The 24,274-nt window shown below is 40.8% G+C and carries 25 protein-coding genes; 10 read left to right on the top strand and 15 right to left on the bottom strand.

Features of this window, described 5'->3' with window-relative positions; translation table 11 throughout:
• The first annotated feature begins 19 nt into the window (after positions 1-19).
• From Q1R07_RS07040 to mtgA, 3 genes are read left to right on the top strand one after another with little or no spacing between them, the layout of a single operon-like run.
• The gene (locus Q1R07_RS07040; RefSeq protein ID WP_136403428.1) at positions 20-706 is read left to right on the top strand and encodes a VTT domain-containing protein; all 687 of its coding nucleotides are present in this window, start codon (positions 20-22) and stop codon (positions 704-706) included.
• Positions 706-1,824: an FAD-dependent oxidoreductase gene (locus Q1R07_RS07035; RefSeq protein ID WP_300487800.1), complete on the top strand. Its 1,119-nt coding sequence runs from the start codon at positions 706-708 to the stop codon at positions 1,822-1,824. Before Q1R07_RS07040 ends, Q1R07_RS07035 begins: the two co-directional genes overlap by 1 nt.
• Positions 1,824-2,567, top strand: a complete 744-nt coding sequence (gene mtgA, locus Q1R07_RS07030) for a monofunctional biosynthetic peptidoglycan transglycosylase (RefSeq protein WP_300487797.1) — start codon at positions 1,824-1,826, stop codon at positions 2,565-2,567. Before Q1R07_RS07035 ends, mtgA begins: the two co-directional genes overlap by 1 nt.
• 76 nt (positions 2,568-2,643) lie before the next feature.
• Here mtgA and Q1R07_RS07025 read toward each other — a convergent pair whose 3' ends face one another.
• On the bottom strand, positions 2,644-3,084 hold the full coding sequence (locus Q1R07_RS07025; protein WP_300487793.1) for a DUF1842 domain-containing protein: 441 nt from the start codon (positions 3,082-3,084) through the stop codon (positions 2,644-2,646).
• Positions 3,085-3,295: 211 nt separating this feature from the next.
• Here Q1R07_RS07025 and Q1R07_RS07020 point away from each other — a divergent pair, with 211 nt between their 5' ends.
• Positions 3,296-4,099 (top strand): TIGR00266 family protein, encoded by an 804-nt coding sequence (locus Q1R07_RS07020; protein WP_300487790.1) that lies wholly within the window; start codon positions 3,296-3,298, stop codon positions 4,097-4,099.
• Between the two features lie 92 nt (positions 4,100-4,191).
• Here the strand turns inward: Q1R07_RS07020 and Q1R07_RS07015 are convergent, their stop codons facing one another.
• The 9 genes from Q1R07_RS07015 to Q1R07_RS06975 all read right to left on the bottom strand — a co-directional run bounded on the left by Q1R07_RS07015 (position 4,192) and on the right by Q1R07_RS06975 (position 14,853).
• The gene (locus Q1R07_RS07015; RefSeq protein ID WP_300487846.1) at positions 4,192-6,300 is read right to left on the bottom strand and encodes a prolyl oligopeptidase family serine peptidase; all 2,109 of its coding nucleotides are present in this window, start codon (positions 6,298-6,300) and stop codon (positions 4,192-4,194) included.
• A gap of 130 nt (positions 6,301-6,430) precedes the next feature.
• Positions 6,431-6,934, bottom strand: a complete 504-nt coding sequence (locus Q1R07_RS07010) for a DUF4625 domain-containing protein (RefSeq protein WP_300487787.1) — start codon at positions 6,932-6,934, stop codon at positions 6,431-6,433.
• Positions 6,935-6,996: 62 nt separating this feature from the next.
• On the bottom strand, positions 6,997-7,317 hold the full coding sequence (locus tag Q1R07_RS07005) for a hypothetical protein (RefSeq protein ID WP_300487784.1): 321 nt from the start codon (positions 7,315-7,317) through the stop codon (positions 6,997-6,999).
• The gene (locus Q1R07_RS07000) at positions 7,310-9,697 is read right to left on the bottom strand and encodes a TonB-dependent receptor (protein ID WP_300487781.1); all 2,388 of its coding nucleotides are present in this window, start codon (positions 9,695-9,697) and stop codon (positions 7,310-7,312) included. Before Q1R07_RS07000 ends, Q1R07_RS07005 begins: the two co-directional genes overlap by 8 nt.
• 72 nt (positions 9,698-9,769) lie before the next feature.
• Entirely contained in the window at positions 9,770-10,117 is a 348-nt protein-coding gene (locus Q1R07_RS06995) for a hypothetical protein (protein WP_300487778.1), read from the bottom strand.
• A gap of 100 nt (positions 10,118-10,217) precedes the next feature.
• Complete coding sequence (locus tag Q1R07_RS06990; RefSeq protein ID WP_300487775.1) at positions 10,218-11,207, bottom strand: aspartate-semialdehyde dehydrogenase; 990 nt, start codon at positions 11,205-11,207, stop codon at positions 10,218-10,220.
• Positions 11,208-11,332: 125 nt separating this feature from the next.
• Entirely contained in the window at positions 11,333-11,710 is a 378-nt protein-coding gene (mscL, locus tag Q1R07_RS06985; protein WP_300487773.1) for a large conductance mechanosensitive channel protein MscL, read from the bottom strand.
• A gap of 83 nt (positions 11,711-11,793) precedes the next feature.
• The gene (locus Q1R07_RS06980; RefSeq protein WP_300487772.1) at positions 11,794-14,226 is read right to left on the bottom strand and encodes a bifunctional UDP-N-acetylmuramoyl-tripeptide:D-alanyl-D-alanine ligase/alanine racemase; all 2,433 of its coding nucleotides are present in this window, start codon (positions 14,224-14,226) and stop codon (positions 11,794-11,796) included.
• Between the two features lie 3 nt (positions 14,227-14,229).
• On the bottom strand, positions 14,230-14,853 hold the full coding sequence (locus Q1R07_RS06975; RefSeq protein WP_300487770.1) for a thymidine kinase: 624 nt from the start codon (positions 14,851-14,853) through the stop codon (positions 14,230-14,232).
• A gap of 104 nt (positions 14,854-14,957) precedes the next feature.
• On the opposite strand from Q1R07_RS06975, the gene Q1R07_RS06970 reads away from it, so the two are divergent.
• The 6 genes from Q1R07_RS06970 (at position 14,958) to Q1R07_RS06945 (ending at position 20,526) form a co-directional block, all read left to right on the top strand.
• On the top strand, positions 14,958-15,980 hold the full coding sequence (locus tag Q1R07_RS06970) for a hypothetical protein (protein WP_300487767.1): 1,023 nt from the start codon (positions 14,958-14,960) through the stop codon (positions 15,978-15,980).
• Between the two features lie 72 nt (positions 15,981-16,052).
• Entirely contained in the window at positions 16,053-16,763 is a 711-nt protein-coding gene (gene rsmI / locus Q1R07_RS06965; protein ID WP_300487765.1) for a 16S rRNA (cytidine(1402)-2'-O)-methyltransferase, read from the top strand.
• Complete coding sequence (locus Q1R07_RS06960; RefSeq protein ID WP_300487762.1) at positions 16,760-17,182, top strand: OsmC family protein; 423 nt, start codon at positions 16,760-16,762, stop codon at positions 17,180-17,182. Before rsmI ends, Q1R07_RS06960 begins: the two co-directional genes overlap by 4 nt.
• Before the next feature lie 65 nt (positions 17,183-17,247).
• Entirely contained in the window at positions 17,248-18,945 is a 1,698-nt protein-coding gene (recJ, locus tag Q1R07_RS06955; RefSeq protein ID WP_300487759.1) for a single-stranded-DNA-specific exonuclease RecJ, read from the top strand.
• 66 nt (positions 18,946-19,011) lie between these two features.
• Positions 19,012-20,025, top strand: a complete 1,014-nt coding sequence (locus tag Q1R07_RS06950) for an LLM class flavin-dependent oxidoreductase (RefSeq protein ID WP_300487756.1) — start codon at positions 19,012-19,014, stop codon at positions 20,023-20,025.
• 147 nt (positions 20,026-20,172) lie between these two features.
• Positions 20,173-20,526 (top strand): hypothetical protein, encoded by a 354-nt coding sequence (locus tag Q1R07_RS06945; protein ID WP_300487754.1) that lies wholly within the window; start codon positions 20,173-20,175, stop codon positions 20,524-20,526.
• Here Q1R07_RS06945 and umuD read toward each other — a convergent pair.
• The 5 genes from umuD to Q1R07_RS06920 form a co-directional block, all read right to left on the bottom strand.
• Entirely contained in the window at positions 20,523-20,960 is a 438-nt protein-coding gene (gene umuD / locus Q1R07_RS06940) for a translesion error-prone DNA polymerase V autoproteolytic subunit (protein WP_300487751.1), read from the bottom strand. The genes Q1R07_RS06945 and umuD overlap by 4 nt on opposite strands.
• Positions 20,951-22,219: a Y-family DNA polymerase gene (locus Q1R07_RS06935; RefSeq protein ID WP_300487749.1), complete on the bottom strand. Its 1,269-nt coding sequence runs from the start codon at positions 22,217-22,219 to the stop codon at positions 20,951-20,953. The genes umuD and Q1R07_RS06935 overlap by 10 nt, the downstream gene beginning before the upstream one ends.
• 73 nt (positions 22,220-22,292) lie before the next feature.
• The gene (locus tag Q1R07_RS06930) at positions 22,293-22,925 is read right to left on the bottom strand and encodes a hypothetical protein (protein WP_300487747.1); all 633 of its coding nucleotides are present in this window, start codon (positions 22,923-22,925) and stop codon (positions 22,293-22,295) included.
• A 102-nt stretch (positions 22,926-23,027) separates the two neighbouring features.
• Positions 23,028-23,624, bottom strand: a complete 597-nt coding sequence (locus tag Q1R07_RS06925) for a hypothetical protein (protein ID WP_300487744.1) — start codon at positions 23,622-23,624, stop codon at positions 23,028-23,030.
• A gap of 12 nt (positions 23,625-23,636) precedes the next feature.
• Positions 23,637-24,274, bottom strand: a 638-nt coding sequence (locus Q1R07_RS06920) for a polymorphic toxin type 23 domain-containing protein (RefSeq protein ID WP_300487741.1), incomplete at its 5' end; no start/stop codon positions are given.

Here is a 24,274-nt window from a genome sequence, read left to right as displayed (position 1 = left end):
TATAATTTACCCAAAAATTATGGAAGGCTTTAAATGGACAGAATTGTTGAATCCGGAGTTTTATATTAACCTGGAAATCGGCGGACACCATATTGGAATTTACGTTGTATTGTTTATCGTTTTTGCAGAAACAGGCTTGTTTGCCGGTTTCTTTTTACCGGGAGACAGTTTATTATTCCTTTCCGGAATCTACAGTGAAGTGCTAATGCGCGAATTAATGACTGTTCATGGTGATTTTGCCAATGTAGCCTTGCTGGCCACTCTTGTAGCGATTTCCGGAATCATCGGGAACATATTCGGATACTGGTTTGGTGCGAAAAGCGGACATTATCTGTATGCCAAAGAAGACAACTTCTGGTTTAAGAAAAAATACCTGATCCAATCGCGTTTGTTTTTTGAAAAACACGGAGGACGTGCCATTATTTTTGCCCGTTTCCTACCAATCTTACGAACGTTTGCTCCTATTGTAGCGGGTATCGTTCAGATGGAGAAAAAGAAATTTATGTTTTTCAACATCGTGAGTTCGTTCCTATGGTCGTTTACCCTGATTTTCTCAGGACACTATCTGTACCGCTATTTATTGGACAACCACAATATGGATTTAAAAGCCAATATCGAATATATCGTAATTGCCATTATTATCCTTTCTACATCGCCACTTGCGATTAATTATCTGAAAAATAAAATCAAAGAAAGAAGAAGCTAATGCTTAGTCTGAGTTACTGGGAAATTAAAAACTGGTTTTCAAACGTCGACTATACGATAGTGGGCAGTGGTATTGTCGGATTACACACGGCATTGCGGCTGCGCGAACGATTTCCGAAAAGTAAGATCCTGGTACTCGAAAAAGGGCCGTTACCGCAAGGTGCGAGCACTAAAAATGCCGGTTTTGCGTGTTTCGGAAGTCTGTCGGAAATTATAGACGATCTGAAAAATCATACCGAAGACGAAGTGGTACAACTAATCGAAAAACGTTGGCGCGGATTGCAATTGCTTCGTAAAAGACTCGGTGATCAAACGATAGATTTCCGTCCGTATGGCGGTTATGAGTTGTTTTTAAAAGACGATGAATCGGCCTATGCCGAATGTCTTCAGAAAATGCCATTTGTCAACGAAGTGCTGAAACCGCTTTTTAAAGCCGATGTTTTTTCAAAAGAAGTAGATCGTTTCGACTTTAAAGGGATTCAGGATTATCTGATCTTTAATCCGTTTGAAGGACAAATTGATACCGGAAACATGATGCAGGCTTTGTTAAAAGAAGCTGTGGCAAACGATATTCAAATCTTAAATTATCAAACCGTTACCGGTTATCTGGACAAAGGAAACAGCGTTGAGGTACATACCAACGATTTTATCGTGACAACCGGAAAGCTGTTTTTTGCGACCAATGGCTTTGCCGGAACAATCACCAATGGTGCGGTTCGACCGGCGAGAGCGCAGGTTTTAATTACCGAGCCGATCCCAAATCTTGATATCCGCGGAACCTTTCATATCGACAGCGGGTATTATTATTTCCGGAATATCGGCGACAGAATTCTTTTTGGTGGCGGAAGAAACCTCGATTTTGAAGGCGAAACCACCACAACTTTTGGTCTGACGGAACAAATTCAAAACCGTTTGGAAGAATTGTTAAAAAATGTAATTTTGCCGAATCAGGAGTTTCAGGTTGCCCATCGCTGGAGCGGAATCATGGGAATGGGAACGCATAAAAAACCAATCGTAGAACAACGCTCTCAAAACGTCTTCTGTGGCGTTCGCCTGGGCGGAATGGGAGTGGCTATCGGAAGCCTGATCGGACAGGAATTAGCAGATTTATTAGAATAATGGCGGTAAAAAAGACATCAAAAACAAACACCAAACCCAAATCAAAAGAGGAAAAAAGAAGTTTTGGCAAAAAAGTAGCACGCTTTTGCCTTAAAGCATTTCTATGGTTTTTTGCCATTTCCCTATTTTTTGTAATCCTGTTTAAATTCGTACCGGTTCCGTTTACGCCTCTAATGGCAATCCGGGCCATGGAAACCCGAACAGATGGTAAAGAAAAGGTTTGTAAACACGATTGGGTTCCGTTGGAAGATATTTCCGAAAACCTGCAAAAAGCAGTTATCGCCAGCGAAGACGGTACATTCTTGGATCATAAAGGTTTTGATTTTGGCGCCATGCAAAAAGCATTTAGCAGTAATCAGAAAGGCCGGAAACTAAAAGGCGGAAGTACCATTTCGCAGCAAACCGCCAAAAATGTGTTTTTATGGCAGGGAAGAAGTTACCTGCGCAAAGGACTGGAAGCCTATTTTACGGTACTGATCGAACTCATTTGGGGTAAAGAACGCATCATGGAAGTCTACCTGAACAGTATCGAAATGGGCGACGGAATTTACGGCGCACAAGCGGCATCGGAACATTGGTATGGTAAAAGTGCCAAAAACCTGTCCAAATACGAAGCGGCCGGAATTGCAGCCATATTGCCAAGTCCGAGACGATTTAAAGCTTCCAATTCATCGGCCTATATCAACAAACGAAAAGATAAGATTGTCCGCGTAATGCGACATATCGGGAAGATTGAATACTAATAGAAAATAAAAAATCATACTATATAAAAAGGCTGTTTCTAAATGAAACAGCCTTTTTTTGATCTTGCAAAAGAGATTAATTGCTGGCAGCTAATTCGCCAACTTTGATAATGGACACGTTAGCATCGACTACTTCGTGCCAGTTACCTTTATCATCGGTATACATAAAATTCGCTTTTCCTGATTGCCAGTCCGATTCCAATACCATTCTTAGTTTGGTGTTTGGTAAAATAACCGGTCCGATTCCGGCATGCGGAGGGAATTTAATGTTTGGATATCCTTCGGCAGTTACCAAAATATGTGAGCTATTTGGCATAACTGTCATATACGTATAGTCACCACGTAAATCGGTAAACAATGTAAAAGGCGGATTAACCGTAGCATTGTGAACCACTCCTTTTCCGGTAACGGTTTGTGCAGGTGTGTTTACGGCAAAATGTACTTCGAAAGTTGGTGCTCCCAGGTTTGGAGAAGCAATCTTGTACGAAACGATGAATAAACCAGATTTTGATTCCATAATGAAATAGATTTGAGATTAGGATAACAAATTTCTGAGGTTAGGAGAAACTATTTTAACGTAGAAGTACGGAATCTTCTTTTTGCGTAAAATTACGTGCTAGGGTTTGACTGTTAGCTTTTTAGGTGTTTTGAAAGAGAACAATAAAAAAGGTTTTGTAACAATTGTAAAGGTCAGGCGTCTAATAAGAACAATCAAAAAACAAACAATTATGTACGCACATGAAATCGATTACCAGATTTTTGGTGAAGAAATGCAATACGTCGAAATAGAGCTGGATCCGCAGGAAGTAGTAGTTGCTGAGGCGGGAAGTTTTATGATGATGGACAACGGTATCAAAATGGAAACCATTTTTGGAGACGGATCGGGGCAACAGCAATCCGGAATTTTTGGAAAATTGCTTTCGGCCGGAAAAAGGGTTCTAACAGGTGAGAGTCTTTTTATGACCGCTTATACGAATCAGAACAACCGTAAAAGCAGAATCTGTTTTGCTTCACCGTATCCCGGAAAAATTGTAGCGATCGACCTTACGAAATATCAGGGTAAATTTATTTGTCAGAAAGATTCCTTTCTATGTGCGGCCAAAGGGGTTTCTATCGGGATTGAATTTTCCCGCAAATTAGGAACCGGACTTTTTGGAGGGGAAGGGTTTATCATGCAAAAGATCGAAGGCGACGGAATGGCTTTTGTGCATTCCGGAGGAACTTTGGCGCGACGCGAATTACAAGCCGGAGAAGTGTTAAAAGTGGATACCGGATGTATTGTCGGTTTTACTAAAGATATTGATTACGACATTGAATTTATCGGCGGTATCAAGAACTCGATTTTTGGAGGTGAAGGTTTATTTTTTGCAACCCTTCGCGGGCCGGGAGTGGTTTATGTACAATCATTACCGTTTAGCCGATTGGCCGACAGAATTATAGCTTCGGCTCCGAGAGCTGGCGGAACAAGCAGAGAAGAAGGAAGTCTTTTAGGAGGCTTAGGAAACCTACTGGACGGAGACAACCGTTTTTAAAAAAGCATTTTTTTCTAATTAATTGATTTTTATAAAAAGAAAGCGCCCTGCAATTGCGGGCGCTTTTTGAATTTTATAAGAGAATGGATAGCTTACTTTTTCAGATTTGGTAAACTTTTAATTCCCATATTATATAGCGTAAAAGCAAAGATATCAACACTTTCCTGAATCGAAGCGGCAACCGATTTTCCGGCACCGTGTCCTGCATTCACATCAATACGGATTAAAACCGGATTGTTTCCTGTTTGTTTTTCCTGTAATTCGGCTGCAAATTTAAAGCTGTGCGCCGGAACCACACGGTCGTCATGATCACCGGTAGTAACCAGAGTCGCCGGATATTGTACGCCTTTTTTTACATTGTGAACCGGTGAATACCCTTTTAGGTAATCAAACATTTCTTTGTTGTCTTCCGCAGTTCCATAGTCGTATGCCCATCCGGCACCGGCTGTAAACGTATGGTAACGCAACATGTCCATTACACCAACGGCTGGTAAAGCTACTTTCATTAAATCCGGACGTTGTGTCATCGTAGCACCTACTAATAATCCTCCGTTCGATCCACCGCGGATAGCAAGGAAATCTTTCGAAGTATATTTATTGGCAATCAAATATTCTGCTGCAGCGATAAAATCGTCAAATACATTTTGTTTTTGAAGCTTGGTACCGGCATCATGCCATTTTTTACCATATTCACCACCACCGCGAAGGTTTGGAACGGCATAAATTCCGCCACTTTCCAGCCAAACGGCATTCGAAATACTGAAACTAGGTGTAAGACTGGCATTAAATCCACCGTAACCATATAGGATCGTCGGGTTTTTACCGTCTAATTTTGTTCCTTTTTTATAAGTAATGATCATTGGTATTTTAGTACCGTCTTTAGACGTATAGAATACCTGTTTGGACGTATAATCCTCGCTGTTAAAATCTACTTTTGGTTTTTGATAGATTTCCGATTTTCCGGTTTTTGGATCGTAGGAATAAATCGTTCCTGGTGTCGTATAGTTGGTAAAGTAAAAATACAAGGTTTTTACCTCTTTTTTACCACCAAATCCGGAAGCTGTTCCTACGCCCGGAAGTTGTACTTCGCGGATCAGTTTTCCGTTATAGTCATACTGTTTCGTAACCGATACGGCATCTTTCATATAATTGGCAAAGAAATAACCGGCCCCGGTGCTTGGTGTCAATACATTTTCGGTTTCGGCGATAAAATCTTTCCAGTTTTCCGGTTTCGGATTGCTGATATCCGTAGTAACGATACGTCTGTTTGGCGCATTCAGGTTGGTCATGATATACAATTTTCCACCTTCGTTTTCCATGATATAGCTATCGCTGTTAAAATTATCCAGAATGGTAATAAGCGGACTGTTCGGATTGGAAAGATCCTTCACATATAATTCGTTTCCGGAGGTCGAATTGGCCGCCGTGATCACTAAATATTTGTCATCTTCGGTTACCGATCCGCCAACATAACGTCTTTTTTGATCCAGTCCGAAAACAACTTTATCGTCTTTTTGGGATGTTCCCAGTTTGTGGTAATACAATTTATGCTGATCGGTTTTGGCCGATAATTCACTTCCGGTTGGTTTGTCGTAGCTGGAATAGTAGAAACCGTCGTTTCCTTTCCATGATACACCGCTAAATTTAACGTCAAGTAAGGTATCTTCAATTATTTTTTTAGTGATGGCATCCATGATGATCACTTTTCTCCAGTCGCTACCGCCTTCCGAGATGGAATAGGCCACTTTCGAACCGTCGCGGGAAAAATCAAGACCGCCTAAAGAGGTCGTTCCGTCTTTTGAGAACGTATTCGGATCCAGGAACATTTCTTCTTTTCCGGAAGCATCTTTACGGTAGATCACGGATTGGTTTTGTAAACCGTTGTTTTTGGTATAATAGGTATAGTTTCCTTCTTTAAAAGGAGCACTAATTTTTTCGTAATTCCACAGTTTTTCCAAACGGGCTTTTAAAGCATCGCGAAAAGGAATCTGACTCAGGTATTTGTAAGTTACCTCATTTTCGGCCTTTACCCAGGCAGCTGTTTCGGCAGAACGATCGTCTTCCAGCCATCGGTAAGGATCTTTAACATTGGTGCCGAAATAGGTATCATTCGTTTCGGTTTTACGGGTATCCGGGTATTTTAATTTTACCGGCCCCTTGGATGTTTGTGCATTCATGGTAAGACTACAAACCACAGCCATGGTTGTTATTGTTTTTTTCATCTATTTGGTTTTTGGTTTCTAACAAAAATAAGGAATCAATTGTTATAGTTTCGTTAAAATAAAAAAGTGCTGTGATAGCACAGCACTTTTTAGCAGAATCGGTTATTTTTTAGTTAATCGATTTATGATCATGTCCGTGATCACCACCATTGGCACCAATATAGATTTCAAGAAAAACCTGTTGTTGGTTACCGGCTTTGTCCAGACAGAATACTCCTAAATGATAATGTCCGTCGGTAAACGGTTGTCCGTTTGCATCCAATGTCGGAATTGGGATATGTTGGTGAAATTCTTTAATACGCAATCCGGCCTCGATCGGAAAAGTCTGCTCATAATGGAAGTAACTGGCTGCTTCTGCACCGGCCATTTTTCCGTGTGTATGGCCATCTTCTGCACTGTGAACTTCCACTTTATAAGAAGCCAACTCCACATTGTCGGTTAAAACGCCCTCCAGATGGATTTCCGTTCCGGGTGTAAAACCTTCGTCAACCACGGGTTCTGTAATGGTAATCACCGGTTTTTCAGTGTCTTTATCGTCGTTGTCGCTACTACAAGAGGTGAAACTTAAAGCGGCAATAGTGGCAAATGCATATAGATATTTGATATTTTTCATGATATAATTTTAAAAAGTGTTTGATTTTATTTGATTTCGTTGTTGTGTTGTCACGGATAAAATCAAAACGCTGGCGGCCCTCTTAAAAAACAGGAAAATAAGGTTTGTGATCCGTATTTTTTAATAAGTCGAAATGGCTTTTCAATAGAAAATACCGGAATAAAAGGCGTAAAACTAAAAAAGCTAATCGCCGTAATCGCCGGTACTTTAAAAATATGCAGTTCACAATTATGGGCATTGTGCTTTTCGCCAAAGACAATCTTTTTCTCAGCGGTATAATGAAACGTGTGTTCCGTCCAGAAATAGTGAACCGCATTATTGATTTGCGGAAAAGCAAAAATCAGACACAGCAGTATAACAATATGTTGCTTGTATTTATTCATGTGTTGCTTTTCCAAAAGGGATACGGATTAATAACTGAATGTTACGTCCCATTTCCGGGATTTCCAACGCCCTGTAATAACTGTTGTGATTAAAATATTTGGTGTTAAATGCATTGTTTACCGATAGCTGTACATTGGCCAGAAAATTGCCTAGTTTAATGTCGCTTTTCAGTGCGCCGCCAAAAATCGAATAACCCGGTGTGATGAGTTCGTTTTGGGCAATTCGGTTTTGCTCCAAAGCGGTTCGGCCGTTCACGGATAAAACAGTATTGCTAAAGGCTTTTAACGGTTTAAACTGATAACCGATTTCCCAATAACCATTCGCCGGTGGCGTAAACGGTAATGGATAATCTTTGGAAGCATCGGAAGTAATCTGGCGGTTGTAAAGGTATTCCAGTACGACTTCGGCTGTGATCCGGTCGAAGAAACGTTTTTCGATACTGATTTCAAATCCGGATAAAAGCGCTTCCGATTGCGAATATTGATAAATCTGTCCGCCGTGCGGTAAAATCGAAAATTGCCCGGACGGTTTTAGGAAAATATAATTGCTGAAATAGTACAGATACGGACTAAAAGCCATTTTAAAACTGTTTCGGGCGTAACTCAGTTTGGTATCGAATGAAATTCCTTGTTCGGGTTTTAGCGTAGCATCGCCCATTTCATGTCGGAAAGCACCGTGATGAATTCCGTTGGCACTTAACTCGATAGCGGTTGGAAAACGGAAATTACTACCCAATGTAGCCGTCAGATTCCAATTGGTATTTATCGTGTAACCCATTCCTACGGACGCATTAAAACTCGAGAAATTTTTGTCGATATCCTGACTTCTTTGCGCGTAGAAGTTCGCAACGGTCTGACTTTGGCTGTTTCCGGTTAGGTAGTCGTATAGTGTTTGATCAAAAAAACTGTCAATAGCGACTCTTGCCCAGTCAAATCGGATACCGGCATTGAGTTTTAGTTTGTCCGAAGCGGTATAATCATGGATCATATAAGCACCGATAGCGTTTCGCGTAAACTTTGGAAGCAGAAAACTATAACCGTCAATCGTATTGCTTTGGTACTGATTCTGTACGCCTACCGTAGTTTGATGTGCGGTCGACCAGATGTATTTGTATTTTAACTGGGCATCCAGCGTACTAAGATTAAAATCCAATTCCAGATCCGGATTTACTTCCGGTGGTTGCTGATTGCTGTAATGCGTATGGAATTTACTCCATTCCTGGCGGTGGTTGTTTTGAAAACTAACCGAAGCATTTAACTGTGCATTTTCGAAATTCCACTGGTTGTTATTGATAATCTTAAAATGATTCACCCGTTGATACGGCAACCCGATATTGCGATCGTCGCCATCATCCTGAACGGCGGCAATCGACGGAATACCATGTGCACCCGGAAAGAATCCCGATTTAAAATAGACATTACTGATGCTTATCGTGGATTTGAATTTTTCGCTCACATAACCGATTTGTCCGAAGAAATCCGTTTCCCGGCCGGCTGTGTTTTTTAACCGCTGATTGTATACCGGAATATGAGTGTTAAGGTACAGAATTTCATCTGTCGGAACTTTATAATCCCCAAAATCCAATACCGTTCCTTTTAGTTTGTAAAAGAAATGATCCTTCCGGTATTTGATTCCTACGGAAGTTCCAATAGTATTGTTAACCGATTTAGCGATGGCTAACGCCTGACCGGAAAAGCTGTTTTTGGACGGAACGGCATCGTTGTTAATACTGATCACGCCACCCATGGCATCACTTCCGTATTCGATCGCGCCTACGCCTTTAATGACTTCAACGTTTTCGGCATTAAAAGCGTCAATCTCCAATCCGTGATCGGCACCCCATTGCTGGCCTTCCTGTTTAACACCGTTTTCGGTTACGGCAATCCGGTTAAAACCCAATCCGCGGATAATCGGTTTGGAGGTTCCGGCTCCGATTTCCATTGCATTCACACCGGGAAGTTTTTCCAACGATTTGGCCAGTGATCCGGCATAGGATTCCTGAATGTAGTTCTGATTGACCTTTTCGGAATTTTTTACACTTTGCGGTTGTCCGGCTTTGTTGATAACGACTTCTTTTAAGGCATTAAGATCCTGTTTCATTCGAAATGAAATGGAAATATCATCTTCAACCGTAAGAAGGGTGTCGATAGTAGTGTATCCTACATAGGATATAATAAGACGTTTTTTACCGGACGGAATATTTTTAATTTCAAATACGCCAACGGGATTGGTCGCAGTACTTTTGTCTGCGATATGAATATGCGCTCCGTTTAAAGGCTGTTTTTTTGCATTGGTAATGGTCCCTGAAATTTTATTCTGGGAAAAACCGGAAATTGCAGCCCATAGCAAGCAGAGAACAAGAAAAGATTTTTGTTGCATTTTTTCCTGATTCAGATAATATACGATAGCCCATAAAACCAAACGGATTATGAAGCGGAACTACTGGTATAATTATGCGAATACAGGGGGAGCCCGTAACGAAAAGAATGAACCGGAAAAAACAATCGGTTTTTCTGTTTTCGCTATGTGTTGCGTTAGGGTTTTGGAGGTATTGGTAAAGGTAAACGAAAAGAATTCGGTTGGCAGGTAACTGCTAAATGTAAATTCGCAGGCAAAACAATGATCGAAATCATGATGGGCATGCGTGAATTCTGTTTTGGATATATCGTATTTATGATGGCAGTGTTCGTGTGTAAATTCCTCTGCCAAATGTTCGAATGAATGAACCGACTGGAACAGTATTGCAAACAATACCGCCAGAATTAGAGAAAGGTTAAATATCGCCAGTTTCTTTTTCATTCCCTGCAAATATAGAAAACGAAAAAAAGAAAACCGTTTTATTTTAACAAAATTTAAGCTTTGCCAAAATAAAACGGTTAGTATTGTGATAAAACAGGGTTTATACTAAGTTGTTTGCCACCAGGTATTCAGCGATTTGAATCGTGTTGGTTGCGGCTCCTTTTCGAAGGTTGTCGGCCACAATCCACATGTTTAAGGTATTCGGCTGACTTTCGTCACGACGGATACGCCCTACAAATACATCGTCTTTACCATGCGCATAAATGGGCATCGGATAGGTTTTGGTATCGATATTATCCTGAACCACAACACCAGGTGTATGGTGTAAAATAGTGCGAACCTCAGTTACGTCAAAATCATTTGCAAATTGGATATTTACCGATTCGCTATGACCGCCCACTACCGGAATACGGATAGCAGTAGCCGTAACGGCAATCGTTTTATCGTTCATGATTTTTTGTGTTTCGCGAACCAGTTTCATTTCTTCTTTGGTATAACCGTTTTCCTCAAAAACATCACATTGCGGAATAGCATTGCGGTGAATCGGATACGGATAAGCCATTTCGCCCTGAATTCCGGCATATTCGTTTTCCAGTTGTTTTACCGCTTTAACACCTGTTCCGGTAATCGATTGGTAAGTCGAAACCACCACGCGTTTGATACCGTATTTTTGGTGTAACGGCGCTAATACCATTACCATTTGAATTGTCGAACAGTTTGGGTTGGCAATAATTTTGTCTTCTTTGGTTAATGTTGAAGCGTTAATCTCCGGAACCACCAGTTTTTTCGTAGGATCCATGCGCCATGCGGATGAATTGTCGATAACGGTTGTGCCCACTTCTGCAAATTTTGGAGCCCAGTCTAACGATGTTTGTCCGCCGGCAGAAAAAATGGCAATTTCAGGTTTCAGATCAACCGCTGTTTGTAATCCTACTACCGCATATGATTTTCCCTTAAATTCGATTTGTTTTCCGACCGACTTTTCGGAAGCGACAGGAATTAATTCGGTTACGGGGAAGTTTCTTTCTGCCAGTAATTGTAACATTACTTCGCCTACCATTCCGGTGGCTCCTACAACGGCTACTTTCATTTTAATAGAGGTGTTATATAGTTAATTTTTAGTAGAACAAATGTAAATAATAAAGCTGTTAAAAAAACAATAAATAAAAAAACCGTTCGGATTAGGAACGGTTTCATTTAGACTATGGAGGACGATTATTTTTTCAATAAATCGCGGATTTCAGCCAATAATTCTTCCTGAGTTGGTCCGGCCGGAGCAGCAGGAGCCGGTGCTTCTTTTTTCTTCGCGGAATTAATTCCTTTGATCAATAAAAATAACACAAAGGCTACGATCACAAAATTGATAACGGCCGATAAAAACATACCGTACTTGACGCCACCAAAAATGGTAAGCTCTTCGATTTTGGACAAATTAGCCGCTTCCAGTGCTGGTTTTAACAATAAAGGTGTAATCACATCATCGATAAACGAACTGACAATTTTACCGAAAGCACCGCCAATGATAACCCCGATTGCAAGATCTACAACGTTGCCTTTCATGGCAAATTCCTTAAATTCTGATAACATTCCCATACCTTATACTATTTTAGTTAAAAATTTACGTAACACTAAAGTACTAAAACCGATTAAAATTTTAACAATTTTAGTAGTATTTTTTATTCTTTATAGAAAATGCGTTTTACCCGTTGGGAAATGCTGGTCAGGATTTCATACGGTATGGTACCAATCGTTTTGGCGATTTCGGTTACCCGTGGTTGTTCGCCAAAGAGGATCACACTATCGCCTTCTTTACAGTTAATATCGGTAATGTCGACCATTAACATGTCCATACAGATATTGCCGATAATCGGTGCTTTCTGGTTTTTGATCATCACATAACCTTTTTGATTGCCCCAACTTCGCGGAATACCGTCGGCATATCCGATCGGAATGGTTGCCGTTCGGGTTTGATGTGTTGCCATAAATTTTCGACTATATCCCACACTGTCACCGGTTGGTACGTCTTTGATTTGTAGAATCACGGTTTTTAGAGTGCCAACGTTTTCCAACTGTTTCATCTCGTTTTCGTCGTTCCCTACGCCGTATAAACCAATGCCAAGGCGTACCATGTCAAATTGATATTCCGGGAAATTGTAGATCCCAGAGGTGTTTAGGATATGGCGTATCGGTTGGATTTGCAACGCGGTTATAATTTGTTGTGACCACTGATCAAAAGTGTGAATCTGATGTAAGGTGAAATCATTAAACTCCGGTCCGTCACTAGCCGAAAGGTGCGAGAAAATACTTTTTACCGAAACAAAATTATTGTGTTGTAACAGTTGAATCAGCTCGTTCAGGTTTCCGGCTTCAAATCCCAGTCGGTGCATACCCGTATCCAGTTTGATATGAATCGGATAATTCGACAGGTTTTTTTGTTGTGCCAGCGTAATAAAACGCTTCAATACCTCGGGCGAATAGATTTCGGGTTCGAGATTATAGGCGACCATAGCCGAAAAAGCACTGTTTTCCGGATTCATTACGATAATAGGCATGTCGATGCCGGCGTTGCGCAATGCAATCCCTTCATCGGCAAAAGCTACGCCCAGATAATCCACTTTGTGATGGGCGAGTAATTTGGCAATTTCAAAACTACCACTTCCGTATCCGAAAGCTTTTACCATGACCATTACCTTAGTGCCCGGTTTTAGTTTCGACTTGTAAAAATTAAGGTTATGACTAATCGCATTTAGGTTGATTTCCAATACGGTTTCGTGCGTTTTTTCCTCCAGAAGGGTTACGATTTCTTCAAAGTGAAAATTCCGTGCGCCTTTCACTAAAATTGTTTCATTTTCGAAAGCTGCCGGATTGTATTGATTCAGAAAATCCGAAGTGTTTTTAAATGGAATAAAACCTTTAAAATCGGATAAATAACGGCTAATGGTTTCGCCAATACCGATTACCCGTTCAATTTTATTGCGGGTTAACAAATGAGCTACTTTAGAATACAGTTCGTCCACTGGGAAACCACTTTGGAAAATATCCGAAAGAATGACCGTTTTCTTTTGATGTGTTTTATGTTGTTCGAGAAAGTCCAACGCGATTTTTAACGATTGGTAATCGGAGCTGTAACTGTCGTCGATAATGGTACAATTGTGAATTCCGTTTTTAACCTGTAAACGCATTTCCACCGGATACAGATTCGGAATGCGTTCCTGTATAACCGATTCGGTATAGCCCAAATACAATAAGGTCATCAGACAGTGGATGGTGTTTTCCACCGAAGCGGCATCCTGAAATGGGACTGTCACCGAAAAGTGCTGTTCCTGATGTGTGATGTCAAGTGAATTGCCTTGTTTTTGAATGACAACGTCGGCTTTGGGATCGTCAAAACTCCAGGAAAACGTTTTACGATTTATATCTAATAATGAATCGATAACGTCATTTTTCTGGTAAATCAGTACGTCTGCGTTTTGGAAAAGTTTGATTTTTTCGGTTATTTTCTGACGGCGATCGATAAAACCTTCGTCGTGTGCGGTTCCGATATTGGTTAGAATACCGATCGTTGGTTTGATTATCGGTTCCAGTTTTTCCATTTCGCCGGTAGTGGAAATCCCGGCTTCGAAAATGCCCAGATTGTGTTTTTCGTTAATCCCGATAACGGATAACGGTACGCCCACTTGTGAGTTGTAACTTTTCGGACTACGGATGATGGTATATTCCGGGCTTAGTAAAAAGTTAAGCCATTCTTTGACAATCGTTTTGCCATTACTGCCGGTTATACCAATCACTGGGATCTTGAATAACTTCCGGTAATAAGCGGCAAACTGTTGTAAACTTTGCAGGGTATCGGTTACGACCAGAAAATTGGCCTTTCCGCTAAGCTTTTCCGGGATATGATGGACTACAAAATTGGAAACGCCTTTTTCGATCAGGTTTTCGATATAATCATGACCATTGTGGTTATGACCCACCAAAGCAAAAAACAACGTTCCGGAACCGTTTTGTAACGAACGGCTGTCGATAGAAACGTTGTCGATAGGGCAGTTTTCGTCATTCCCATACCATTTGGCAGCAATGACAGGGATTATATTTTTAATAGTAAAACTCAAAACTTATTCGTTGTTTTTTTTGTTTTTAGAATTTCGCTCCTTTTCCTGCATTTCTTTCATGGCCGTAAAATAGGCAGCACGGCTCAATGGTTCGTATTCTTCGGTTTCACCAAGCAAGACAAGGTTGTCGTTTTGTGCTTTTCGGAAGCTGTAATTGGCCAGATTTCCGGTACGGGTACATACGGCGTGTACTTTGGTAACATATTCGGCGGTAGCCATTAGTGCAGGCATCGGACCAAAGGGATTGCCTTTAAAATCCATGTCCAGACCGGCAACGATTACGCGCACGCCGGCATTGGCCAGGTCGTTGCAAACCGCTACAATTTCGTCGTCAAAAAACTGTGCTTCATCAATACCAACCACATCACAGCCATCGGCCAGAATACGGATATTCGCCGCAGCAGGAACGGGTGTCGACCGAATCTCATTCGAATCGTGCGAAACTACCATCTCATCGTGGTAACGGGTATCGATGGCCGGTTTAAAAATTTCGACGCGCTGTTTGGCGAACTGAGCCCTTTTTAAACGGCGTATCAATTCTTCCGTCTTACCGGAAAACATAGAGCCACATATGACTTCAATCCACCCAAATTGTTCTTTATGATTTACCGTATTTTCGAGAAACATTTTGTACTTTTCAAGCTGTAAACAGCGTTTTTTTCTGTTACTTTTGTAATGGAAACAAATTTATTAAAATAACCATCGTTTTACTCCATATAAAAGCAAAAGTTATGAAGAAAAAGTTAGAGGCCGAGTTGATCAGTATCGCGCATCGCATTTTGAAATTAAAAAACAAATCGGAAGTAATTCAGTTACACCAGGAAACGCAAAAGTTATATGAAATCTTATCCGTATTGCGTTTTTACGAAGAAAATTTTGAAGAAGCGAAGCCAACGATCGGTCTGCCGGAACTGGAAGAAAAACTGGAGGAAACTTTTGAAAATAAGGAACCGGAAGTCGTAACCGTAGTTGAAGAGCCGAAAAAAGAAGAACCGGTTGTAACCGAAAATGAACCGGAGGTGGAAACGATTACTACGCCGGAAGAGACGCTGGAAGCCGTAATTACAGAAGCTTCGGTTTCGGAAGAAGAGAATACAGCTGTTGAAGAAGTTGTGGCGCAACCGGAAAAAGAGGAGGAAGAAGTGGAAGAAGAGCCCGTTGTTGCAGAAGCAGAAGCGGAAAAAGTAGTCGTAGGTCAGATTGACATTGACGAAAGTGATCTGGATGAAGAGGAACCACTGATCGAAGAAGAAAAAGCTGCTTTCCCGGAAGTAGCGGAGGAACCTGTTTTTGAACCGGTAAAAGAAGAACCGAAAAAAGAGGCGCAACAAATCACATTGGAGGATTTGTTAGGGCAGCATACCTATAAAGAACCGGAATTTGTAAAAGTAGAAGATGTACCGGCTGAGGTAGAAAAAGTAGCCGACATCACTTTCGAACCGGTATTCGAGCCCAAGGCAGAAGTACAATCCGTTTCGATTGATGCGGAAAAAGATGCCTATAGTCGTAAAACCGATGCTATGGGGAAATCGATCTCGTTGGGATTAAACGACCGTATCGCTTTTGAAAAAAATCTTTTTGGCGGAAGCGGAGAAGATTTGAATCGCGTATTGTCGCAATTAAACAGTTTTGACAATTATCAGGACGCCCATAATTTTATTGAAGATCTGGTAAAACCGGACTACAACAACTGGGAAGGAAAAGAAGAATACGAAACACGCTTTATGGAGATCGTCGAGAAACGTTTTTCATAATCACGATACCAATTCATTACACCAATCGGTATAAACTGCGGTTTGTGCCGATTGGTGTTTAAATTTTACGCTATGTCTAAATTATATTTGGTCCCAACGCCAATCGGAAATCTGGAAGACATGACTTTCCGGGCGATCCGTATTTTAAAGGAAGTCGATTTGATTTTGGCGGAAGATACCCGTAACAGCGGAAAACTGCTTAAACATTTCGAGATCGCTACGCCGATGCAAAGTCATCATATGCATAACGAACACAAAACGGTCGATTATATTATCCGAAGACTACAATCCGGAGAAACGATCGCGTTGATTTCGGATGCGGGAACACCGGCCATTTCCGATCCCGGATTTTTATTGACCCGCGCTTGCGTGGAAAACAAAATCGAAGTGGAATGTTTACCCGGAGCTACGGCTTTTGTACCGGCTTTGGTCAATAGCGGATTGCCAAATGACAAATTTATATTCGAAGGCTTTTTGCCGGATAAAAAAGGCCGTCAGACGCGTTATCTTGCATTAGCGGAAGAAACCCGTACGATGATTTTATATGTTTCGCCACATAAACTGGTGAAAACATTAGCCGAGTTTATACAGTATTTCGGAGCCGACCGACCGGTTTCAGTATCACGGGAATTGTCCAAATTACACGAAGAAACCGTACGCGGAACCGCCGAAGAAGTTTTACAACACTTTGAAGCCAAACCACCAAAAGGGGAAATTGTAGTGATTGTAGGCGGTAAGATCACGGAAAAAGAAACGAAAAAAGATAAAAACGAAGCGATATGACACATCAGGTACGTACCAAATGGTTAGGGAAAATGCAATTTGAATCGACAAATCCCAGTGGTGATTTAATGACGATTGATGCCGGACCGGAAAATGGAGGAGAAGGAAAAGGACTGCGTCCAAAAGCATTGATGTTGTCGGCATTGGCCGGTTGTACCGGATTGGATGTGGCGTCACTTATCGAAAAAATGAAATTGGAAGTGGCCGATTTTACGATCGAAACGGAAGGGGAATTAACGGAAGAACATCCGAAAACCTACCATACCGTTCGGGTAGATTACCATTTTTACGGCAATAACCTTGAGCCAAAAAAACTGGAAAAAGCGGTCAACCTTTCTGTGGAAAAATACTGTGGCGTGATGGAAATGTTCCGTCAGTTTGCCAAAGTTGAAATTAAAATACATTATCACTCCCTATAAATCTAACACCTGACAGGTTTCGAAAACCTGTCAGGTGTACTATATAAACCATACAAAATACCACTATGCGCTGGACTCTCAGACCCAATCCGAATCCCCATAAAACAAAGCAACTGGCTGCCGAATTGGGCGTGACGCCATTAATTGCTTCTTTATTGATGCAGCGCGGTGTAGAAACCTTTGAGGAAGCGAGAGCCTTTTTTCGTCCGGCATTCGAACATTTACACGATCCGTACCTGATGCAGGATATGGATAAAGCCGTGGCACGTATCGAAACCGCCATAGCAGCCGGAGAAAACATTTTGGTATTTGGCGATTATGATGTCGACGGTACTACGGCGGTGGCACTAATGAGTTCCTACCTTAGAAGCTATTATCCGAATGTAGCCACCTATATTCCCGACCGGTATGCCGAAGGGTATGGGGTTTCGTTTATGGGAATTGATTTTGCAGAAGACAACGGATTCACATTGATCATCGCACTGGATTGTGGAATCAAATCGATTGATAAGGTCGAATATGCCACCCAAAAAGGCATCGATTTTATTATCTGTGATCACCACCGTCCGGGAGATGAATTGCCGGAAGCCATTGCCGTACTGGATCCGAAACGACAGGATTGTAACTATCCGTATAAGGAATTATGCGGATGCGGTGTTGGTTTTAAACTAATACAAGCCTTGTCGGCCAAGCGCGGACAGCGTTTACTGGATCTGATTCCCTATCTGGATTTGGTAGCGACGGCGATAGCAGCGGATATTGTTCCGATTACCGGAGAAAACCGGGTTTTGGCCAAATTCGGATTGGAAGTAATCAATAAGAATCCGCGTCCTGGAATCAAAGCACTGATTAAAAATGTCAAAAAGCAGGAATTAACGATCACCGATGTGGTTTTTATTATCGCACCGCGTATTAATGCGGCCGGAAGAATCAAACACGGAAACCATGCCGTAGCCTTATTGACCGAATTTGATCTGAAACAGGCGGAAGAATTTGCCGGTCAGATCGAAACTTTTAATGCCGACCGAAAAGATCTGGACAAACAGATCACCAAAGAAGCCTTAAAACAGATTGAAACCAATGGCGAACAGGAACGATTTACAACGGTTGTCTATCAGGAAGACTGGCATAAAGGCGTTATCGGAATCGTCGCCTCCCGATTGACGGAAGTGTATTATCGTCCGACACTGGTTTTTACCAAAAGCGGCGATAAACTGGCAGCTTCGGCGCGATCGGTTAAAGATTTCGATGTTTATAATGCCTTGGAAGCCTGTTCCGATTATTTGGAGCAATTTGGAGGGCATATGTATGCGGCCGGATTGACGCTAAAAGAAAGCGATTTTGAATCGTTTAAACTGCAATTTGAAAAAGTCGTAGCCAATACCATTACGCCCGATTTACTGGTACCGGAAATCAGTATCGATGCCGAAATCGATTTTTCGGATATTGACGATAAACTCATCCGTATCCTAAAACAGTTTGAACCGTTTGGCCCTGAAAATATGACACCGGTTTTTATTACCCGCAATCTGACCGATACCGGTTATGGTAAAGCGATTGGTCAGGATGAAGAACATTTGCGATTGTTTGTTAAACAACAATCCGATGAACAAGGATATGCGGCGATTGGTTTTGGTCTGGCCAAAAAAATCGGACTTACACACAATCGAAAACACTTCGATGCGGTTTTTTCAATCGATGAAAACGAATGGAATGGCACTGTAAGTGTACAACTTCGCTTACGGGATATTAAAGTATCTTAATTAACAATTTGTTGGGTTTTCCGAAGAAAGTATTTCTCTACTTTTAGTTTTTATAAAAAACAAGAAATGATTTCAACTGAAAATCCGTTACACGGAGTTCACTATTCTATACTGGATTTAGCGGTAGTTTCCCAGGGAGACACCTATTCCGACACCTTCCGAAAATGCCGGGAACTGGCTCAAAAAGTGGAAGCTTTAGGCTATTCGCGTTTTTGGTTATCCGAGCATCACAATATGCAACATGTGGCGAGTTCGGCTACTTCTGTTCTGATCGGTAATATTGCCGAACATACGAAAACCCTACGCATTGGTTCCGGAGGAATTATGTTGCCCAACCATTCACCACTTGCCGTAGCGGAACAATTTGGAACGCTTAGCACTTTATATCCCGGACGTATCGACCTTGGATTGGGACGCGCACCCGGAACCGATGGTGCGACTGCGATGGCCTTACGCAAAAATAATTACGACCTGAATTATGATTTTGAAGCGCATATACAGGAACTACAACGCTATTTAAGTGCCGAAAACAGTACGGCAAACGTTAGGGCTTTTCCGGGCGAAGGCATCGATATCCCGTTATGGATTTTAGGGTCGAGTATGGAAAGCGCTATTCTGGCGGGTAAATTAGGACTGCCTTATGCTTTTGCCGCTCATTTTGCACCGGCGCAGTTTTACCGTGCCATCGAACTATACCGACACCATTTTATACCCTCCGATTATTTGTCGGAGCCCTATATTCTGGCTTGTGTAAATGTGGTTGCCGCGGATAATGATGATGAAGCCAACTATTTAGCTACTTCGCTTTATCAGGCCTTTACCGGAATCATTACCAACACACGTCGCCCGTTAATGCCTCCGGTGGACGATATGGACGATGTTTGGACAGCCGATGTTATGGAAGCGGTGATGCAAATGACGGCTTTTACATTTGTGGGAAACAAGACTACTTTACAGGAACATTTTGCAGCATTTATACAGGCTACAAAAGTTGACGAAATCATGGCCATTTCACAGATTTTTGATCAGAAAGCCAAATTGCGATCGTTTGAAATATTGGCAGACGTCTTCCAGAAATAATTACGGATAGCCTTAATAAAAATGGTTTTTTGGAATGCCCTTATATTGGTAGGTCCCCGGTATAAGGGTTGGCTATCCTGAAAAATAAAATAAGTTTATTTAGAATGAATATAAATAATTTTTTATATTTGTTTAAAATTAAAGGTGATGCAACAGATAGAACAACTTTATCATAACGATTTCGGAGTAGCATTTTACTGGATTAAAGACCAGCAGACATTACGTCATAAAGTACAGTTGGTCTTTAAGGAAACCGGATTTTACCTAACCCGGGAACAGATACAGGAATTTTCGGAACTGATCGATTTATCGTGTGAGAGTAGCTGTTGTTCGGACTGTGAAATGCGTGGTCGTTGCCATAAGTTTTTATTAAAAACGCCTTTTGAAGCCCTGGATCTTGCGGTGACGCGAAAAGAAGTATACCAGATTAAAGACCTGGTAGAAGGAACGCTTTTCCAGTTAGATCTCAATAGCTATCTGGATGAATTGTGTAAAAACTAAACACTTTTCAATACATAAGTCACAATTCCCCAGATGATCAAATCATTATCTTCCGTTACTTTTATCGGATTATAATCCGTATTTTCCGGGATGAGGTAGATACAATCCTTTTCGATTTTAATCCGTTTTACGGTAAATTCTCCATCGATATAACAAACGGCGATTTTATTATTTTTCGGTTCCAGACTACGGTCGATCACCAGAATATCCCCATCGTCGATACCGGCACCCGTCATTGAGTTTCCTTTGGCCCGGGCATAAAAAGTAGCTTCCTGATTTTTAACGACCACTTTATCCAAACTAATTTTGGTTCCGTCGAAGTCGGCGGCAGGCGAGGGAAATCCCGCTTTGATACCATCGGCAATAAAAGGCAGTTCCATTGAAGAATCGCCTTCGGGAATAAAAAATTTCAGGGGAGTTTTGTCTAGTGGCATTGTATTTCCAGTATGTCTTTAATGTCGGTTGTATAGTTTGGTGACAGATGCTGTTGTTTCATTTTCCAGGTTCGTTGCAAATCCTGGTTTCCCAATCGGATTTTTCGATCGCCCGTTTTTCGATGATAGTTGTCCATTACCTCCATCAATTTCTGATGTTTCGGATTTTCCTCTTCAAACAAATGCAATTGCTTTTGATCCTGCGGCATCAATTGGGTTACGATTACACCGGCTTTCAGATAGACCGCATTGGGTTCGTATAACTTTTCGAGTATGTCGATGGCTTTGTTGGTAATTGTAATATTCGAATTGCTGGCAAACGGCAGGTTTTCCATCTGACTAAAATAGTAGCGTTTTGTATGGGTCTGATGTTTATCTTTTACCAAAAGCACCACCACGCTATAACAACAGGATTTCTGTTTGCGTAGTTTTTCGGCACAAACGGAAGCAAAAGTGGCAATCCGTTCGCGTATTTCCCGATAATCGGACAGTTTTTTTTCGAAACTACGGGTAATGGCGATACTTTTTTTCGAATCCTGTTGTGTTTCGAGTTCGAGTACCGGATTTCCCAGTAGTTCACTACGCAATCGAAGACCAACAACCCCCATTTCCCGTCGGATCCAAGCTTCGTGTTCGGGTAGTGTAAAATCGTAGGCCGTGAGGATTCGCTGTGTTTTTACTTTTTTGATCAAACGATAACCGATACCCCAAACATCCTCAATTTTGGTCCACTTTAGGGCTTTAAGGCGTTTTTCCTCGTTGTCGATTATGTAGACACCACCGGTTCGTTCCTGAAATTTTTTAGCAATTTTATTGGCTACTTTGGACAGTGCTTTGGTTGGTGCCATGCCGACGCATATCGGAATACTCAGCCACTTTTGCACTCGTTTTTTGATCTGGATTCCGTAATCGTGGTAATCGGCTATTGCCATACCGTCGAAATTCAAAAAAGCCTCGTCGATACTGTATTCTTCGACGTGAGGTGTAAATTGTCGGAGGATATTCATCACGCGTCCACTAAGGTCGCCGTATAACGGATAATTGGACGAAAACACTTTAATGTCGAGTTGTTTTAACTGGTCCCGTACCTGGAATTCCGGAGCACCCATCGGGATACCGAGCGCTTTGGCTTCTTCACTGCGCGAGATAATGCAACCGTCGTTGTTGGATAAAATCACGACGGGTTTACCCACGTATTGCGGTTGAAATACCCGCTCGCAGGAGGCGTAAAAGTTGTTACAATCGACCAAAGCATACATGGTGTAAAATTACGATTTTGGTCGTTAGGGAGACAAAATGAGGCGTTAAAAGTTACTGTCAACTGTTAGACAATTATCTGCGTTTTTTCTTTTTTTGAATTGGAAAAAGATGCTCAATATTAATATCAACAGGAATATCGTCTTTAGGTAAAGGTTTAAAAATATATTTCTGGTAGAGACCTTCCTGAACTCTTTTGAAGAAACGTTTATTAAATTTTTTGTTAAACTTCATATCCATTTTAGGAAATGGCTTAGCTAATTTCAGATAAAGAGTATCTCCGGTTGTATCTAAATATCCGGTATAGTTTGCAAGGTATTGCCTATGATCCATTCCTGTTGTTAAAAAAGTAAATAAACCTTCCAGATGGATGGTATCACCACTAAAGTAATATCTTCCATAATCGAATATGGATTTCCTGCCTTTTGTCCAAGCGATTAGAGTAGAGTCATAAGTTGAAAACGTATTTTGTATAAAATAACCTTTCTTTAAAAAGAGTATGGGTTTATGATAAATAAACTTCTTAAAAGCTTCAATACTATCAACACCTTTAAAAGTGTCATATAAGCTATAGACACCGTTTAACCGGATGTTATGGGTATCTGAAAAGGTTTTCGTTTTTAGTGAACATGAACCCTGTTTTTTTGGGTTGTTTCCATAAAAAACGAGTACACCAACAGCGAATAATACGATAAATACATGTTTCATTAGTACTATAAATAATCTTCATCTACCCGCAAGCCAAAGTCACCTGCTTGTATTATAGTTGTCATTTTTCCTTGATCCATTGCTACATCTTTAATGCAGATATCAATCCATCTGTAAACATTTTACAGCATCTGTTTTTACAAAATATAGGGTTTTTGACTTAAATAGCCATTGATTTTTTTCAATTACAAATTTTGTAAAATCTTTTGGATAGGGCGGTATCACTTTCCAGTCTGTAATTGTATCGCGGTTTTTTATAAAGCCTCGATGATTACAAAAAACAGCGGTTTTGGCTCCGTTTTTAATTCCGATTGTAGTAATGGTATAGGCATAAATTGAATCGTTTTTTATTGTAAAATAGCCTAAATAGTCCTCATTATGAGTTTTATACCATGTTTCTATTTTTTGATAATACTCACAGGATAAGGCCGTTTCATCTATTGTAGCACCGCTATCAATGTATATGAATTTATTTTTATTAAATACAACTAATTCTGTTGTTTTGTTTTTTGGGAAAGTATATTTAAAATTACCTCTTATAAAAACGGAATCTGAAATATTATTATAATATCCGTCGTATCTAATTTTTGTGGTATCTAAAGGATATGTTTCTATAAATGATAAGGGTTGTATAGGAGCCTTTACTTTATAAGAGCAGCCTATTAAAAGTATTGTTGTTATTAATATTAAAATTTTCATAACTACCTAATTTTAATAATACAAATAATTTGAATGATAGCTTCCCGAATAAGTATAGGGTTTTGAGGGTAAATCTCTATTAGGAAAATAAGGTGTTTTGTTAGGGATGTGTCTGTGGATATAATTTTGAACACTGTGCAGTCTCTTTTCACTATTATGTCCATAAAAACTGGTTTGACCTTTGTGAATAACACCTCCATATATTGTTCCTCCACGCAAGTTCCCTAAAATTGTATCGTTGTGCATTCCTTTAACTCTGCCAGGATTTCCGCCTATAATATCATCTTTTTCAAAAGCCTCCCCAGTCATCATGCTTGCGCCAAAAACCAGAGTTAAATCACTATTTTCTCTATAAGTCATTAGTATACCACCTGTTCTAAATCTATCACCGTTATCTCCAATGAACGCGTCTTCATCAAGTCTGAAACCAAAATCTCCCGCTTGTATAGTGATGGCTCCAACCCCTTGTGCCGTGTTCCCACCAAAAGAATTGTAAGAATAGCCTAATCCATAATTGGCATGACCGTCATTGTAACCGGCAAAACCTCCAATGCCATAATAAGAGCTGGCACCAGCAGCTTCGCCTAATGAACTCATACCGGAATTATAACCGGCACTTATACTGCTACTCCAAACAAAATCACCGAATT

This window comes from Flavobacterium sp. (genome assembly GCF_030146175.1).
Classification (GTDB): domain Bacteria; phylum Bacteroidota; class Bacteroidia; order Flavobacteriales; family Flavobacteriaceae; genus Flavobacterium.
The sequence above is the reverse complement of the archived record's forward strand: the minus strand, read 5'-3'. Positions and strand labels throughout refer to the sequence as shown.

What these genes read in the sequence shown, in the direction of transcription:
- Q1R07_RS06930 (WP_300487747.1), bottom strand. Translation starts at nt 22,925, where the DNA reads ATGAAACATGTATTTATCGTATTATTCGCTGTTGGTGTACTCGTTTTT.
- Q1R07_RS06950 (WP_300487756.1), top strand. Translation starts at nt 19,012, where the DNA reads ATGATTTCAACTGAAAATCCGTTACACGGAGTTCACTATTCTATACTG.
- Q1R07_RS06975 (WP_300487770.1), bottom strand. Translation starts at nt 14,853, where the DNA reads ATGTTTCTCGAAAATACGGTAAATCATAAAGAACAATTTGGGTGGATT.
- Q1R07_RS07005 (WP_300487784.1), bottom strand. Translation starts at nt 7,317, where the DNA reads ATGAATAAATACAAGCAACATATTGTTATACTGCTGTGTCTGATTTTT.
- Q1R07_RS06945 (WP_300487754.1), top strand. Translation starts at nt 20,173, where the DNA reads ATGCAACAGATAGAACAACTTTATCATAACGATTTCGGAGTAGCATTT.
- rsmI (WP_300487765.1), top strand. Translation starts at nt 16,053, where the DNA reads ATGTCTAAATTATATTTGGTCCCAACGCCAATCGGAAATCTGGAAGAC.
- recJ (WP_300487759.1), top strand. Translation starts at nt 17,248, where the DNA reads ATGCGCTGGACTCTCAGACCCAATCCGAATCCCCATAAAACAAAGCAA.
- Q1R07_RS06960 (WP_300487762.1), top strand. Translation starts at nt 16,760, where the DNA reads ATGACACATCAGGTACGTACCAAATGGTTAGGGAAAATGCAATTTGAA.
- Q1R07_RS06970 (WP_300487767.1), top strand. Translation starts at nt 14,958, where the DNA reads ATGAAGAAAAAGTTAGAGGCCGAGTTGATCAGTATCGCGCATCGCATT.
- mtgA (WP_300487797.1), top strand. Translation starts at nt 1,824, where the DNA reads ATGGCGGTAAAAAAGACATCAAAAACAAACACCAAACCCAAATCAAAA.
- Q1R07_RS06990 (WP_300487775.1), bottom strand. Translation starts at nt 11,207, where the DNA reads ATGAAAGTAGCCGTTGTAGGAGCCACCGGAATGGTAGGCGAAGTAATG.
- Q1R07_RS07025 (WP_300487793.1), bottom strand. Translation starts at nt 3,084, where the DNA reads ATGGAATCAAAATCTGGTTTATTCATCGTTTCGTACAAGATTGCTTCT.
- Q1R07_RS06935 (WP_300487749.1), bottom strand. Translation starts at nt 22,219, where the DNA reads ATGTATGCTTTGGTCGATTGTAACAACTTTTACGCCTCCTGCGAGCGG.
- umuD (WP_300487751.1), bottom strand. Translation starts at nt 20,960, where the DNA reads ATGCCACTAGACAAAACTCCCCTGAAATTTTTTATTCCCGAAGGCGAT.
- mscL (WP_300487773.1), bottom strand. Translation starts at nt 11,710, where the DNA reads ATGGGAATGTTATCAGAATTTAAGGAATTTGCCATGAAAGGCAACGTT.
- Q1R07_RS07020 (WP_300487790.1), top strand. Translation starts at nt 3,296, where the DNA reads ATGTACGCACATGAAATCGATTACCAGATTTTTGGTGAAGAAATGCAA.
- Q1R07_RS07015 (WP_300487846.1), bottom strand. Translation starts at nt 6,300, where the DNA reads ATGGCTGTGGTTTGTAGTCTTACCATGAATGCACAAACATCCAAGGGG.
- Q1R07_RS07000 (WP_300487781.1), bottom strand. Translation starts at nt 9,697, where the DNA reads ATGCAACAAAAATCTTTTCTTGTTCTCTGCTTGCTATGGGCTGCAATT.
- Q1R07_RS06925 (WP_300487744.1), bottom strand. Translation starts at nt 23,624, where the DNA reads ATGAAAATTTTAATATTAATAACAACAATACTTTTAATAGGCTGCTCT.
- Q1R07_RS07010 (WP_300487787.1), bottom strand. Translation starts at nt 6,934, where the DNA reads ATGAAAAATATCAAATATCTATATGCATTTGCCACTATTGCCGCTTTA.
- Q1R07_RS06995 (WP_300487778.1), bottom strand. Translation starts at nt 10,117, where the DNA reads ATGAAAAAGAAACTGGCGATATTTAACCTTTCTCTAATTCTGGCGGTA.
- Q1R07_RS07040 (WP_136403428.1), top strand. Translation starts at nt 20, where the DNA reads ATGGAAGGCTTTAAATGGACAGAATTGTTGAATCCGGAGTTTTATATT.
- Q1R07_RS07035 (WP_300487800.1), top strand. Translation starts at nt 706, where the DNA reads ATGCTTAGTCTGAGTTACTGGGAAATTAAAAACTGGTTTTCAAACGTC.